At 68.7% G+C, this 13,839-nt stretch carries 12 protein-coding genes and 1 tRNA gene; 7 read left to right on the top strand and 6 right to left on the bottom strand.

Annotation, left to right across the window (positions count from 1 at the left end):
• Positions 1-50: 50 nt before the first annotated feature.
• Positions 51-974: a DMT family transporter gene (locus tag B146_RS0111185; protein WP_019996529.1), complete on the bottom strand. Its 924-nt coding sequence runs from the start codon at positions 972-974 to the stop codon at positions 51-53.
• A 283-nt stretch (positions 975-1,257) separates the two neighbouring features.
• Here B146_RS0111185 and B146_RS0111180 point away from each other — a divergent pair, with 283 nt between their 5' ends.
• On the top strand, positions 1,258-2,550 hold the full coding sequence (locus B146_RS0111180) for an adenylosuccinate synthase (RefSeq protein ID WP_019996528.1): 1,293 nt from the start codon (positions 1,258-1,260) through the stop codon (positions 2,548-2,550).
• A 234-nt stretch (positions 2,551-2,784) separates the two neighbouring features.
• On the top strand, positions 2,785-4,767 hold the full coding sequence (locus tag B146_RS27725) for a hypothetical protein (protein ID WP_019996527.1): 1,983 nt from the start codon (positions 2,785-2,787) through the stop codon (positions 4,765-4,767).
• A gap of 155 nt (positions 4,768-4,922) precedes the next feature.
• Here B146_RS27725 and recQ read toward each other — a convergent pair whose 3' ends face one another.
• From recQ to B146_RS0111160, 3 genes are all read right to left on the bottom strand, one after another.
• Complete coding sequence (gene recQ, locus B146_RS0111170) at positions 4,923-6,800, bottom strand: DNA helicase RecQ (RefSeq protein ID WP_026358531.1); 1,878 nt, start codon at positions 6,798-6,800, stop codon at positions 4,923-4,925.
• 151 nt (positions 6,801-6,951) lie between these two features.
• On the bottom strand, positions 6,952-7,863 hold the full coding sequence (gene rpoH / locus B146_RS0111165) for an RNA polymerase sigma factor RpoH (RefSeq protein ID WP_019996525.1): 912 nt from the start codon (positions 7,861-7,863) through the stop codon (positions 6,952-6,954).
• A 207-nt stretch (positions 7,864-8,070) separates the two neighbouring features.
• Entirely contained in the window at positions 8,071-9,120 is a 1,050-nt protein-coding gene (locus B146_RS0111160; protein ID WP_019996524.1) for an RluA family pseudouridine synthase, read from the bottom strand.
• Between the two features lie 21 nt (positions 9,121-9,141).
• On the opposite strand from B146_RS0111160, the gene B146_RS25760 reads away from it, so the two are divergent.
• The 5 genes from B146_RS25760 to B146_RS0111130 all read left to right on the top strand — a co-directional run bounded on the left by B146_RS25760 (position 9,142) and on the right by B146_RS0111130 (position 12,577).
• Positions 9,142-9,507: a hypothetical protein gene (locus B146_RS25760; protein WP_019996523.1), complete on the top strand. Its 366-nt coding sequence runs from the start codon at positions 9,142-9,144 to the stop codon at positions 9,505-9,507.
• Positions 9,508-9,557: 50 nt separating this feature from the next.
• Positions 9,558-9,632 (top strand) — tRNA-Glu (locus B146_RS0111150).
• 221 nt (positions 9,633-9,853) lie between these two features.
• The gene (locus B146_RS0111145; RefSeq protein ID WP_019996522.1) at positions 9,854-11,011 is read left to right on the top strand and encodes a GGDEF domain-containing protein; all 1,158 of its coding nucleotides are present in this window, start codon (positions 9,854-9,856) and stop codon (positions 11,009-11,011) included.
• Positions 11,012-11,572: 561 nt separating this feature from the next.
• The gene (locus B146_RS0111135; protein ID WP_202814987.1) at positions 11,573-12,001 is read left to right on the top strand and encodes a YbaN family protein; all 429 of its coding nucleotides are present in this window, start codon (positions 11,573-11,575) and stop codon (positions 11,999-12,001) included.
• A 138-nt stretch (positions 12,002-12,139) separates the two neighbouring features.
• Positions 12,140-12,577: a response regulator gene (locus tag B146_RS0111130; protein WP_019996519.1), complete on the top strand. Its 438-nt coding sequence runs from the start codon at positions 12,140-12,142 to the stop codon at positions 12,575-12,577.
• On the opposite strand, the gene B146_RS25755 is transcribed toward B146_RS0111130, so the two are convergent.
• Together B146_RS25755 and B146_RS0111120 are read right to left on the bottom strand one after the other, a co-directional pair.
• Positions 12,561-13,088: a metallophosphoesterase gene (locus B146_RS25755; RefSeq protein ID WP_019996518.1), complete on the bottom strand. Its 528-nt coding sequence runs from the start codon at positions 13,086-13,088 to the stop codon at positions 12,561-12,563. The two genes, B146_RS0111130 and B146_RS25755, sit on opposite strands and share 17 nt — an antisense overlap.
• Positions 13,085-13,837, bottom strand: a complete 753-nt coding sequence (locus B146_RS0111120) for a DUF2161 domain-containing phosphodiesterase (RefSeq protein WP_155897457.1) — start codon at positions 13,835-13,837, stop codon at positions 13,085-13,087. Before B146_RS0111120 ends, B146_RS25755 begins: the two co-directional genes overlap by 4 nt.
• Positions 13,838-13,839 lie beyond the last annotated feature (2 nt).

Genomic DNA, 13,839 nt, shown 5'->3' with positions numbered 1-13,839 from the left:
GGGGCAGGGCGGGCGACCGCTCTGCCCCTTTTCGTTTGCTTTGGGGGTGGTCAGCGCGCGGGCTTCGGCCGATTGGCGAGGCGCTGGCCGCGCTTGCCGGCTTCCGCCAGCATGATGCCGCCCAGAACCAGCGTCAGCGCGACGACATGATAGGCGTAGAGCGGCTCGCCGAGGATCGCGACCGCCAGCAGCGTGCCGAAGATCGGCACGAGATTGACGAAGAGATTGGCCCGGTTCGCGCCGATCATCTCGATGCTCCGGATATAAAGGCTCTGCGAGATGATGGAGGGCAGGAGGACGCTGAAGACGACCACGGCCCAGCCCTGGGCGTCCGGCCATTGCAGATAGCCCATCGCGGCTTCCGCGATCGCGATCGGCAGCGAGGTGAGGGCGGCGACGAGCGAGATCAGGAAGATCGAGCTCAGCCAATGGACGTTCGGCTTGCGCGACAGGAGGATCGTGTAGGCGCCGAAGGTGAGAACCGCGACCAGCATCAGCGCGTCGCCCCGGTTCACTTCGAGATGCAGGAGCGTCGCCGGCTCGCCATGGGCGGCGGTGAGAAGGACGCCGATCAGCGTCAGCCCGAAGCCGACGACCTGCAGCGCCGTGGTGCGCGCGCGAAACAGGGCGAACATGCCGACGAAGACCACGAGCGGCATGGAGGACTGCACGATCATCGCATGGATGGCGCTCGTGTAGGAAAGGGCGAGATAGAAGATCGAGTTGAAGCCCGTGAAGCCGAGAAGGCCGATCAGGAGAAAATAGCCGAAGCGCCCCTTCAGCGCCTCGCGGTCGCGTTTCAGATGCGGCCGAACGAAGGGCAGGAGCACCACCACTGCGATCGACCAGCGCAGGAAGGTCAGGAGCATGGGCGAGACATGGCCGACCGCGAGCTTGCCGGCCACCGCGTTGGCGCCCCAGATCAGCGCGGTGGCGCCCAGAAGGATGTACGGGTGGCCGAGGCGGGCGAGCATGGCAGTCTCTCAAGTGACACGGGGAGATCCGTGCGCTTCCCTTAGCGGTCTTTGCCGGCGATGCAAAAGGCGAAGGCCGGCGGCGGCCGGCGCCGTCCTCCACAGATCGCTTGCCGCTCCGCCGGAAATAGTGATGCTCCGCCCTCGCAAGTCGCTCTTCGCTTCTTTATAGTCCGGCCGAAGTGTGCGTCGGAATCTCCAAGGGGATTCCGCGTGTTTTGGCGCGTCCCCGCTCTGGCGGGCGCGAGCGGAACGGGCCGCAAAAGGCCGCCGAGGAGCATCAATGGCAAACGTCGTCGTCGTCGGATCGCAGTGGGGTGACGAAGGAAAGGGCAAGATCGTGGACTGGCTGTCGGAGCGCGCCGACGTCGTCGTGCGCTTCCAGGGCGGTCACAATGCCGGTCACACGCTGGTCGTGGACGGCGTGTCCTACAAGCTGTCGCTTCTGCCCTCGGGCGTCGTGCGCCAGGGCAAGCTGTCGGTGATCGGCAACGGCGTGGTCTTCGACCCGCACGCTTTCGTCGCCGAAAAGAAGCGCATCGAGGCGCAGGGCATCCAGATCGGCCCGAAGACGCTGCGCATCGCCGACAACGCCGCGCTGATCCTGTCGCTCCACCGCGAGCTCGACGCCGCGCGCGAATCGGCGGCCTCCGGCACCAAGATCGGCACGACCGGCCGGGGCATCGGCCCGGCCTACGAGGACAAGGTCGGCCGCCGCGCCATCCGCATCATGGATCTGGCCGAGCTCGACGTCCTGCCCGAGCGCATCGAGCGCCTCCTTGCCCATCACAATCCGCTGCGGCGCGGCCTCGGCCAGCCGGAGGTTTCGGCTGAGGCGATCCTCGAAGAGCTGACCTCGGTGGCGGCCGAGATCACGCCCTATATCGACCGCGTGTGGCGCCTTCTCGACGAGCGCCGCAAGGCCGGCGACCGCATCCTGTTCGAGGGCGCGCAGGGCACGCTTCTCGACATCGACCACGGCACCTACCCCTATGTGACCTCGTCCAACACCGTGGCGGGGCAGGCGGCGGCGGGCTCGGGCCTCGGCCCCTCGGCGGCCGGCTTCGTGCTCGGCATCACCAAGGCCTACACGACGCGTGTCGGCGAAGGTCCGTTCCCGACCGAGCAGGACAACGAGGTCGGCGAGTTCCTGGGCACCAAGGGCCACGAGTTCGGCACGGTGACGGGCCGCAAGCGCCGCTGCGGCTGGTTCGACGCGGTTCTGGTGCGCCAGGCCGTCGCCATCAACGGCATCCACGGCCTCGCGCTGACCAAGCTCGACGTGCTCGACGGCATGGACGAGATCAGGATCTGCGTCGGCTACGAACTCGACGGCGAGCGGATCGACTATTTCCCGGCGAGCCTCGGCGCGCAGCGCCGCGTCGTGCCGATCTACGAGAGCTTCGAGGGCTGGAAGGGCACGACGGCGGGCGCGCGCTCCTGGGCCGACCTGCCGGCACAGGCGGTCAAATATGTCCGGCAGATCGAGGAGCTGGTCGGCGCGCCCGTCACGCTCCTGTCGACCTCGCCCGAGCGCGACGACACGATCCTTGTCCGTGATCCGTTTCAGGATTAAGGAAGGGTTGATATAAAATCTCCGTACCGTTCGATCTTTCGGGCGAAGCTCCGGGCCCTGTGCCCTTGGCGGTCCTTTCCTTGCCGCAGTTTTCGGCTAGGAACAGGACCGCTTGGGGTTTAAGGCGCGTCCATGTCCCGACAGTCTCGGACAGGGTCGAGCTGATGGGGTCACGGGCGTTTCTCGACGGCTCGCGCGGTGCGCAGCCATACAGCTTAGCGAGTGCAGCTATCCATGGCGAACCTGACCGCCGTTCTGCGAAAGACGATCGACGGACTGCCCAACGCGTCGCCGCAATTGCGCGCGAAGGTCTACGAAAAGGCGCGGGCTGCGATCACGCGGCAGATCGAAGCCGCCAATCCGCCGTTGGAGGACCACGTCGTCGAGGCGCGCTATCGCGTGCTGGAAGACGCGATTCGCGAGACCGAGGCGCATTACGCGCCGCCGCCTGAGGCGCCCGAGCCCGAGGCGCCGCCCGCGCCCGCCCCCGCGCCTGTCATGGACGCGATGCCGGACGCCCCGCGCGCCGCGCCGGACCCGCTTCCCTCGCCGCCCGAGAGCGAGCCCTATTCTCCGCCCGCGCCCTTCGAGCCGGCCCCGCCGATGGCGAGCCCGCGCGCGCCGGAGCCCGGCAGTTTCGCGCCGCGCGGCCTGCCGCCGCGCTCCCTGACGCCGCCGCCGGTGCCGGCGCCGATCGAGCCCGCGTCGGAGCCCCTGGCCGAGGAATGGGCCGTGCCGGCGCGCAGCGACGAGCGCCGTCCGGTCGCCGCGCCGCCGGCCAATGAGCGCCAGCCGCAGCCCGCTTTCCCGCGTGCGACGCCCACGACGCGCCCGCCCGCGTTCCCCGCCTTTCCGCGCGTGCCGTCTCCGGCCGAGCCGAGCAGCGGCGCGCCCGCCTCCGAGCCGACGCTCGACCGGCCGGCCCTGCCCAATCGCACCGGACCTGTCGACCGCGCCCCGCGCGCGCCCGAGCCCCTGGACGACGCGCCGCGTGTCGGCGAGATCGGACCGACGGACGGGGCGTCGCCCGCCCTAGCGGAGGCGCCCGGCGCGCGCCAGCTTCGCCCCGCGACGATCCCGCCGCGCGCGCCCGTGCGCGAAGCCGCGCTCTCCGCCGGCATTCCCGAGCCCGATCTCGCCGCGCCGCGCTACCCGGCGCGCCGCGCCCGCTCCAAGGACCGTTCGCGTCTCGGACTGGGCGTTGCGGGCGCGGCGATCGTCGTGCTCGGCGCGGCCGGCTGGTTCTATCTCGACGACATCCGCTCCGTCGTGACCGGGAGCGGGGAGACGCAGGTCGCGACCACGACGCCGAACACGACCGATGAGGGCGAGCCGCCCGCCGCTGTTCCCGCCGATCAGGCGCCGGCCACCGCCGCCGCGCCGCAGGGAACGCCGAGCGACACCGCGCCCGCGGCCGCTGGTGCCTCCGCCAACGGCGTGCGCCCGCGCCAGTTCACGCAGCGCCTTCAGGCCGACGGCAGCGAAGTGGACGAGGGTCCGGGCGTCAACGTCGCCAATGCCTTCGAGGAAGGCACGAATGTCGTCGCCGCCGAGGTGAGCCCGGCGCCCGATCAGGCGCGGGATGCGGCCGCGACCCCGGCACCCACCCCCGCCACGCCGCCCGCCGCCGCCGCCAACACGGCCCCGACGGCCACCAACGCGCCGATCGCGGTCGGCCAGCGCGCCGTGTTCTACGAGGAGCGCTCCGCCGACCGGGAAGGCACGCAGCAGGACGGCAATATCGTCTGGAGCCTCGTGCGCGAGCCCCCGGCCGAAGGGCAGCCGGCAGAGCCCGCGATCCGTGCCGTTGCCGAGATCCCCTCGACCGGCATGAAGATGACCATGACGATCCGTCGCAACGCCGACCAGACGCTGCCGGCGAGCCATGTGATCGAGATCATGTTCGACACGCCGAATGGCCCGCCGGGCGGGGGCATCGAGAATGTCCAGCGTCTGGCCCTGAAGCCCACCGAGCAGGCGCGCGGCGAGCCGTTGATCGGCATTTCCGGCAAGATCTCGGACGGGTTCTTCATCATCGCGCTGAACGATCTGGAACAGGCCGTGCGCAGCAATCTCGCCCTTCTCGGCCGCGAGGAGTGGATCGACATTCCGCTCGCCTATGCGAGCGGCCAGCGCGCGCTGATGTCGATCGAGAAGGGCATTCCCGGCGATCGCGTCTTCAAGGAAGCGCTGGACGCCTGGGCCGCCAAGACCTGATCCCTGAGCCCCCGCTTCGGCGGGGGCTTTTTTTTTGCCCGCCGCCCGACGAGGATTCTCCCGTCTCGCTCCGAAGGGGGCGATCCGTGGGATCGGCTTTCGGCGAACCCACGGATCGCGCGGCGGCAACCGCCTGCCAACCGGGTCCTGCGCCCTCAGGGCAGCGCTTCCTCGGCTTCCTGAAGGGCCTGGAGGAACATCTCGCCGTAGCGCTCCAGCTTGGCGACGCCGACGCCCGGCACCTCGCCCATGAGGCGCAGCGTGCGCGGGCGCATCTCGGCCATGGCGCGCAGCGTCGCGTCGGAGAAGACCATATAGGCCGGCAGGCCCTGCTCGCGCGACAGGCGCGCGCGCAGGCGGCGCAGCGCTTCGAAGACGAAGGCGGCCTCCTGATCCAGCCCGCTCGTCGCCGCGCCCGGCGTGCGGCGGAATTCGGTCGCCTTGCGCGAGCGATCCTTGCGCAGGACGACGCGCCGCTCGCCCTTGAACACGGCCCGTGCGCCTTCGCCGAGATAAAGCGCGCCATAGGCCTGGTGATCGACCAGAAGCAGGCTCGCCGCCGTCAGCTGGCGCGCCACCGAGTTCCAGGCGCGGGCGTCGAGATCGCAGCCCTGTCCGAAGACGGGGATCGTGTCGTGCCCGTTCTGGCGCACCTTGTCGTTTGCCTTGCCGGTGAGGACGTCGATCACATAGGCGAGGCCGAAGCGCTCGCCCGTGCGATAGACGGCGGCCATGAGCTTCACGGCGGCGTCGGTTCCGTCCCAGGTTTCAACCGGAGAGAGGCAAGTGTCGCAATTGCCGCAATGCCCGTCATGCGCTTCGCCGAAATGCCGGAGGATCGCCGCGCGCCGGCATTGCGGCGTCTCGCAGATGCCGAGCAGCGCGTCGAGCTTGCCGCGCTCGACGCGCTTGATCGCGTCCTCCGCGCTGCTTTCGTCGATCATGCGCCGGCGCTGCACCACGTCCTGGAGGCCATAGGCCATCCAGGCTTCGGAGGGCTGGCCGTCGCGGCCCGCGCGGCCGGTCTCCTGGTAGTAGGCCTCAACCGAGGAAGGCAGGTCGAGATGGGCGACGAAGCGCACGTCCGGCTTGTCGATGCCCATGCCGAAGGCGACGGTCGCGACGAGGCAGACCGTTTCCTCGCGCAGGAACGCGTCCTGATGGCGCGCCTTCACCGCCGGCTCCATGCCCGCGTGGTAGGGCAGGGCGTAGATGCCTTGCGCGTTCAGCCACTCGGCGGTCTCCTCCACCTTGCGGCGTGACAGGCAGTAGACGATGCCGCTATTGCCCTTGTGCCCCTGGAGAAAGTGGAGAAGCTGCTTGCGGGCGTTGTCGCGCTCCACGATGGCGTAGCGGATGTTCGGCCGATCGAAGGACGTGGCAAAGACCGGCGCGTCCTCGAGGCGAAGGCGCTCGGCGATGTCGGCGCGGGTGGCGGCGTCGGCCGTCGCTGTGAGGGCGACGCGCGGCACGTGCGGAAACTCGTCCGCAAGGCTGGCAAGCTCGCGATATTCGGGGCGGAAATCGTGGCCCCACTGGCTGACGCAATGCGCCTCGTCGATGGCGAAGAGCGCGATGTCGAGCCGCGACAGGCTGCGGCGGAAACCCTCCGCCGTCAGACGTTCGGGCGTCACATAGAGAAGATCGAGCTGGCCGCTCGTGAGATCGCGCCAGACGGCGTTGCGCTCGTCCTCGCTGAGCGTCGAGTTCAGCGAGGCGGCGCGCACGCCCACCTGCCGCAGCGCTTGCACCTGATCGCGCATGAGGGCGATCAGGGGCGAGACGACGATGGCGACGCCCGGCCGGCAAAGGGCCGGCACCTGATAGCAGAGCGACTTGCCGGCGCCCGTCGGAAACAGGACCAGCGCGTCGCCGCCCGACACGATCTGCTCCACCACCGCTTCCTGCTGGCCGCGAAAGCCCTCGTGGCCGAACACGGTCTTCAGGACGTCGAGCGGCTTGGGCTGGGTGCCTCGCGCAAAGAGCACGTCGCTGGCGCTGGATCGCGCCGGGGCGCGTCCTGGATCGGGCATCGAAAAACTCCGCATTGTCAGGGCGGAATGTCGTGGATCGCTTCCCCGATCGCAAGCATCCGGCCCCGTCTTTTCGGCCGGCGCGCGCCCAAAGAAAAAGCCCCCGGCGGCGCCGGAGGCTTGGATGTCTGGGACGGGACCGTGAGAGCGGTCAGGCGGTCGCTTCGCTGACCACGCGCAGCTGCCGGCGGGCGGCCTCGGCCGTGTCCTTCACGGCCTTCTGCACCTTCTCGAAGGCGCGCACCTCGATCTGGCGCACGCGCTCGCGGCTGATGTCGAACTCGCCGGACAGGGCTTCCAGCGTGATCGGGTCCTCGGCGAGGCGGCGCGCCTCGAAGATACGGCGCTCGCGGTCGTTGAGGACGTTCATGGCCGAGCGCAGCATACCGCGCCGCTGGTTCATCTCGTCCTGCTCGACGAGGACGTCTTCCTGGTTTTCCGACTGGTCCACCAGCCAGTCCTGCCATTCGCCGCTTTCGCCCTCGGTCGCGCGGATCGGCGCGTTGAGCGAAGCGTCGCCCGACAGGCGGCGGTTCATGGAAATGACCTCTTCCTCGGACACGCCGAGCGAAGTGGCGATCTGCTGAACCTGCTCGGGGCGAAGATCGCCCTCGTCCAGCGCCTGGATGCGGCTCTTCATCTTGCGCAGATTGAAGAACAGGCGCTTCTGGTTGGCCGTGGTGCCCATTTTCACGAGGCTCCACGAACGCAGGATATATTCCTGGATCGAAGCCTTGATCCACCACATGGCATAGGTCGCCAGACGGAAGCCGCGGTCGGCGTCGAAACGCTTGACCGCCTGCATCAGGCCGACATTGCCCTCCGACACGACCTCGCCGATCGGCAGGCCGTAGCCGCGATAGCCCATCGCGATCTTCGCCACGAGGCGCAGATGGCTCGTCACCAGCCGGTGCGCCGCGTCACGATCGTCGTGCTCGGCATAGCGCTTGGCCAGCATGTACTCTTCGTTCGGCTCCAACATGGGAAACCGGCGGATCTCATCGAGATAGCGCGCCAGACCACCTTCGCCCGACGCAATGCTCGGAAGATTGGCTCTCGCCATAAGGGAACCCTCCTTCTCATCGGCGACCGCTCGAAACCGAGCCGATCGCAAGGCGAGCTGCCCGGTAGGCGCAACTCGCTCCAACCCGATATGGTGATGCAGTCGCCGCATTGCACGGCCTGAACATGGCGAAAACGATTACAAATCGTTCACCTGACGAAGACGCTCGGAGGCGGGGCGTTTCGAACTCGCTGCGACCCGCTGCCCTCAAGTGGCGTCGGGTGTGAAATGTCGAAGCGCCTCCACGAGTTCCGAGAGATCGTCGGGAAGTTCGGTCTCGAATTCCATCGCCTCGCCGGTGGAGGGATGCTCGAAGGCGAGGCGGAAGGCGTGGAGCGCCTGACGCGGAAAACCCGCGACGGTTTCGGCTGCAGTGCCGAACTTGCGCGCCTTGCTCTTGAAATGCGCGCCGTAGGTTTCGTCGCCGATCAGCGGATGGTCGATATGGGCCATGTGGACGCGGATCTGATGCGTGCGCCCTGTTTCGAGAATGCAGGCGACGAGCGAGGCGCTGGTGTTGCCCTCGCCATAGCGCTCCAGCACCTCGAAATGCGTCACCGCATGGCGCGCGTCGGGGCGGCCGGCCGGCACGACGGTGCGCTTGGTGCGGTCGGAATTGGAGCGGCCGAGCGCGGCCTCCACCGTGCCGATCGGGCGCGAGGGAATGCCCCAGACCACGGCCTGATAGGCGCGCTCCATGCGCCCGTCCGCGCCATGGGCGGCGAACTGTTCGGCGAGCGAGCGATGGGCGAGGTCGTTCTTGGCGACCACCATGACGCCGCTCGTGTCCTTGTCGAGCCGATGCACGATGCCCGGCCGGCGCACGCCGCCGATGCCCGACAGCGTGTCGCCGCAATGGAAGAGGAGCGCGTTGACGAGCGTTCCCGTCCAGTTGCCCGGCCCCGGATGGACGACGAGCCCCGCCGGCTTGTCGAGCACCACGAGGTCGGCGTCCTCGTAGAGGATGTCGAGCGGAATGTTCTCGGGCTCGGGGTCGGGCGCTTCCGGCTCGGGCATGACGAGCGCGACGCTTTCGCCCGGCTGCACCCGGCGCTTGGGCGACAGGGCGGCGACGTCGTCGACGCTCACCTGGCCGGCCTCGATCAGCGACTGGACGCGCGAGCGCGACAGGTCGCCGGCGAGGGCCTGCGCCAGGAACTGGTCGAGCCGCTTGCCGGCATCCTCATCGGAAACGAGGAAGCGGCTTGCGCCCGCTTCCGGTCCGCTTGTACCAACAGCCGGAATGGGAACCTCCACGAGTATCTGGACAATAACGGCATGAGCGACGAAACGGGTGCGCAGCCCCCCCTGGACCCGGCCTTCGAGAAGATCCGTCGCAAGATGGTGCGGCTTCTGGCGCTATCGATCGCCGTGCTTTTCGTCGGCCTTATCGCGGTTCTGAGCGCCGTTGTCTATCGCAGCGCCGGCCCGGCCACCGCGTCGTTGGCCGAAGGCGGCGGGCCGATCTCGCTGCCCGTCGGCGCCCGCGTCGTGGAGACGAGCCTCAGCGGCGAGACGATCCTCCTTCGGGTGGCGATCGGCGATTCGGAGGAAATTCTCCTCGTGGACCGGCCCTCGCGCCGTATCCTCTCGCGCTACCCGCTCGTTTTCGACGGATCGGAGAAAAATTCGTCCGCGCAATAAAAGCGCTTGCCACGCCCGAACGGCGCGGCTATACACCCTCTCACTGGTTCGCGCCCATCGTCTAGCGGTTAGGACGGCGCCCTCTCACGGCGCAAACAGGGGTTCGATTCCCCTTGGGCGTACCAGTCAAATTTCCCCATCAGTTTTGATTTGTTGTGCTCCAAGCGGCATTCGGCTCGTCTGTCGAGCTTGTCGGCGTCGAGTCGGGATCGTCGTGCCTCGCGACGGTGTGGCGTCGTGAAATTCAGGCGGCCTGTTCGTCACCTCGAAACGCTTCCGCAACCGCTGGCCGCTAGGCTTTTACGGAACGCGGATCGCGCGTTTCGGCGCGGAAGGGTAGCGCAGAATGGATCCAGGCCTCGGCTTCGCCGTGCCCGTGGTGATGGCGGCCTTCGGGGTCCTGTTTCTCGCCGCACGAAAGCTGGGCGCGGCGCGGGAGTCCCTCTTCTGGGGGCTCGGCTTCCTCCTGTCGGCGGCGGCGTTCGGTTTCCCCGCGACGGACGTCCTGATTCCCACCCAGATCATCGCCTTCATGGCCGACGCGTTCTTCGCGCTGGCCTTCTTCAGCTATGCCTGCGCCGTCGTGTTTCGCTTCGGCGGCCCGCGCCTGTTTCGCGCGCGGATCGCCCTTCTGGGGGTCGGGATCGTCGCGCCGGCCTACGGCATCTTCGTCGCCGAAAGCCTGCCGGCGGAAACGCTCGCCTCGGACCTGACCTGCGCGCTGCAACTGGGATTCGCGCTCGTCACCGCGCGGTGCTGGCCGGCGAGGCGGATCGATCGAGGGCTTCTCGTGGTCCTGTGGGTCGTCGTGATCCAGAACGTGCTTCTGGCCGCGAGCGTGCAGCTGACCGTCGGGGACGCTCGTCCCGAGGCCTTCTTCACCACGGACTATAGCGAGCTGATGTTCGGCGGGGCGCTTTTGACGAGCCTCGTCTTCGCCATCCTCGCCCTCTCCGGCACCGTGTCGGATCTCGTGGACGGCTATCGCCGGGACGCGCTCGTCGATCCGCTGACAGGCCTTCTGAACCGCCGCGGCCTTGCGGCGATCGCCGGCCGTGCAACGGCGGGGCAGGCCGGCGGGGTGATCTGCTGCGATCTCGACCGCTTCAAGCAGGTGAACGACACCTGGGGCCACGAGGCCGGCGACCGTTTGCTCGTGGCCTTCGCCGATCTCGCGCAGGACGTCGTCGGATCGTCCGGCGTCGTCTCGCGAACCGGCGGCGAGGAGTTCGTCGTCCACCTCGCCGACATGCCCGCCCGCCATGTCCGCGCCACGGCGGAAAGCCTTCGCGCCGCCATGCGGCGCTTCGACTGGTCGCCGACGGGGATTGCGGGACATCAGACGGCGTCCTTCGGGGCGACGATGCGCGCTGAGGCCGAGCCGCTGGAAGATGCTTTGCGGCGGGCGGACCGCCTCGTCTACGAGGCCAAGCGCAACGGGCGAGACCGGATCGAGGACGACCTGCCGTCCCAGCGCCTCAGCCTCGCGGTGGTCAATCGCTGACGCTTCTCGCCGGGCGCGGGACCTGCCACGCAGTTCTCTCGGCCAGTGCAAGCCACGGGCCGATCGGCTTCACTGGAAAGCCCGAGAGAGCCGCGCCTTTCCGGGCGGCGGCCCGATGCTGGAAAACCGGGAGGACCCGCCTCGGCTCGCTTATCGCTTGCGCGACTTGGCCGTCACCTTGGCGGGCGCGCGCGCCGGGCGGGCGGCCTGAAGCACGGCCGCTGCGCCCAGAAGGGCGGTGGCGATGGTGGCGATGAGGATCGGCTCCATGATGGCGTCCTTTTGTCCCCTGACCGCCCCGGCAAGGGGCGGCGTTGCGAATCGTCAGGTTAACGACGCCATGCGGCGCCGTCTTCCCCCTATTTGGGATATCGAAACGCTTCTTTGCAGGGGTGCGGCAAGGCGCGCGCCGGAAAGCGCGGTTCCGCTCCGCTCCGAATCGCGCCCGATGGGCGTCGGGCAGGGAACGGCTTGCGTCGCCAAACGTCTTCCGCTTGAGTTTTCGCGCTTGTCTGGCGTGTCCTTGACGGAGGAGCCTCGTTGATCGCAGGGGAGGGCGTCTTGTCCGAGCGCCGCAGGGCCGAGCCGGAAATGGGGAGCGACGCACCGGGCGCGCTTCGTCCGGCGCCCGGGCCGCTCGCGCGGCTTCTCTACCGGGGCCTCGGCTTCGCCTGTCTGGCGCTCGCCGTCGCGGGCGTGATCCTGCCGGGCCTGCCGGCGACGCCCTTCGCGCTTCTGGCCGTGTGGGCCTTCGGGCGCGGGTCTCCCGAATGGGCGGCCCGGGTGGAGCGGGACCCGCGCTTCGGCCCGCATCTGCGCGACTGGCGCGAGCGGCGCGCCGTGCCCCGCCGCGCCAAGGGTCTCGCCGTCCTGTCCATGACGGCGAGCTTTGCGCTTCTGGCGCTGACCGGAGCCTCCCCCATGCTATTGGCGGGCGTCGGGGTGGTTCTCCTCGGGGTCGCGACCTATCTCTTGACGAGACCGTCGTGACACGTGGGTTTCGCCGCCGGACTGCGGCCCGAGCCGGTGTCTGGCAATCGATTGTTTCGTGGACGAACGGAGGAAAATCCGTGCAGGCAGGACTCTGTTGAGCCTTCATCGGCAAACTCGAAACCGGCTCGAAGCCTCATGCCTCGTCCTCTGAACCAGAACACCCGCTGCAACATTCTTTTCTCCATGGCCCAGTCTTTCGATCCCAACACATTCGCCGTTCTCGTGGTGGAAGATGAGCCGCTTCTCCTGTGGGACGCCGTCGATCTCGTGGAAGAAGCCGGGTTCAAGGCCTATGCGGCCTCCAACGCGGACGAGGCGATCCGACTTCTCGAACGCCATTCCGACATTCGCGTCCTGTTCACCGACGTGGACATGCCCGGCTCGATGGACGGGCTGAAGCTCGCGCGCGCCGTGCGGGACCGCTGGCCCCCGGTCTCGATCTTCATCGCCTCCGGTCATGTGAAGGTCGCCAAGGAAGACCTGCCCGAAAACGGGCTCTTCTTCGCCAAGCCCTATCCGCCCGCCTCGATCGTGCGGGCCTTGCGCGACATCTCGGTCAAGATTTCGGGCTGATCTCGTCCCGCTTCGCGCGCCGTCGCCGCGACACGAGAATCTCCGGCAGCGTGACCGGCCGGAATCGGAAGACATCCACCCCCACGTCGTACTGACCCGTCATCGGCGCCAGCCGCCCATGCGAATGACCATGCAGATCGAGCGCGCCCTTGCCGCTGCCGTTCCAGGTGCGGAAGGCGTAATGGCAGAGCACCAGCTTCCGCCCGTCCAGCTCCATCTCACGATAGGCCGAGACGCTTTCCCATCCGCCCGCCCGCGCCGTCGCCTCGTCGTCATTGTTGCCGAGCACGAGATGCTTGCGGCCGTGAAGGCGGCCGAGCAGCGCCGCCTTGTGGTCGGCGCCGCCGCGCGCGAAATCGCCGAGATGCCAGACGTCGTCATCCTCGCCGACGGCGGCGTTCCAGGCTTCGATCAGCGCCGCGTCATGCGTGGCGAGATCGGGAAAGGGGCGCTTGTCCAGGCGCAGGACGCGCGGGTCGGTGAAATGCGTGTCGGCGGTGAAGAAGATCATGCCTCCCGCAACGCAGGCAGCGGCGCTTCGTTCGCCAATGCCGGAGCCAAAGCCGGAGCTGGAGCCGGAATGGGTGCAGGCTGCGGCCAGCGCGCCAAGGCCTCGACGCCGGCCGGCGTCAACGCATAGACGCCGCGCGCGGTGTTCTCGAACCAGCCATAGACGTTGCGGGCGAGAATCGTCTGGGCGCGCGGGCAGGCGGGGCGCAGATCGCGCGGGCGGCTGGCGCCCGCCGCGAGCCCCGCCGCGCAGCGCAGCGCCTCCTGCCGATAGGCCGTCATGATCGGCCGACGCGTGACCCCGCCGACGGACGGATCGCCCTCGCGCCGCCGGTGCTCGGCGAGAAGCCGCGAGCGGCGCTTGGCGTTGCGACGCGGGGCAGGGGATTCGGGCGACAGGAGCACATGCACCCGGTCGCTCGCATCGACGCCGATGAGGCCGAAGCCGAGCCGCCGGCAGAGATCGCGAAAGCGCCGGTCGCCTTCGCGCCCCTTGCCGCGCGTCGACAGGCGCGCCGCGAGCCAGACCTCGTCCACGGCCGGCGCGCGGTCGACGCCTTGCAGCACGAGTTCGAGGTTGAACTGAAGCTTCAGCTCGCAGACCACGGCGAAGACGGGCTTTCCGTCGCGCAGGCCGAGAAGGTCGCAGGCGCCGATCTCGCCCTTCACGTCGAAGCCGAGCGTTTCCAGAAAGGCTTTGACGGGGCCGTAGAGCGCGGTTTCGCCGCTTTGGGTCTCGATGCTGGACATGG

Origin of the sequence: Aureimonas ureilytica DSM 18598 = NBRC 106430, from assembly GCF_000382705.1 — a bacterium.
Taxonomy (GTDB): domain Bacteria; phylum Pseudomonadota; class Alphaproteobacteria; order Rhizobiales; family Rhizobiaceae; genus Aureimonas; species Aureimonas ureilytica.
Note: the sequence above shows the minus strand (reverse complement) of the source record. Positions and strands in the feature narration are given on the sequence as shown.

Excerpts from the sequence above, each read along its gene's own strand:
- B146_RS0111145 (WP_019996522.1), top strand. The coding sequence starts at position 9,854 with ATGGATCCAGGCCTCGGCTTCGCCGTGCCCGTGGTGATGGCGGCCTTC.
- recQ (WP_026358531.1), bottom strand. The coding sequence starts at position 6,800 with ATGCCCGATCCAGGACGCGCCCCGGCGCGATCCAGCGCCAGCGACGTG.
- B146_RS0111130 (WP_019996519.1), top strand. The coding sequence starts at position 12,140 with ATGCCTCGTCCTCTGAACCAGAACACCCGCTGCAACATTCTTTTCTCC.
- B146_RS0111185 (WP_019996529.1), bottom strand. The coding sequence starts at position 974 with ATGCTCGCCCGCCTCGGCCACCCGTACATCCTTCTGGGCGCCACCGCG.
- B146_RS0111120 (WP_155897457.1), bottom strand. The coding sequence starts at position 13,837 with ATGTCCAGCATCGAGACCCAAAGCGGCGAAACCGCGCTCTACGGCCCC.
- B146_RS0111180 (WP_019996528.1), top strand. The coding sequence starts at position 1,258 with ATGGCAAACGTCGTCGTCGTCGGATCGCAGTGGGGTGACGAAGGAAAG.
- B146_RS25760 (WP_019996523.1), top strand. The coding sequence starts at position 9,142 with ATGAGCGACGAAACGGGTGCGCAGCCCCCCCTGGACCCGGCCTTCGAG.
- rpoH (WP_019996525.1), bottom strand. The coding sequence starts at position 7,863 with ATGGCGAGAGCCAATCTTCCGAGCATTGCGTCGGGCGAAGGTGGTCTG.
- B146_RS27725 (WP_019996527.1), top strand. The coding sequence starts at position 2,785 with ATGGCGAACCTGACCGCCGTTCTGCGAAAGACGATCGACGGACTGCCC.
- B146_RS25755 (WP_019996518.1), bottom strand. The coding sequence starts at position 13,088 with ATGATCTTCTTCACCGCCGACACGCATTTCACCGACCCGCGCGTCCTG.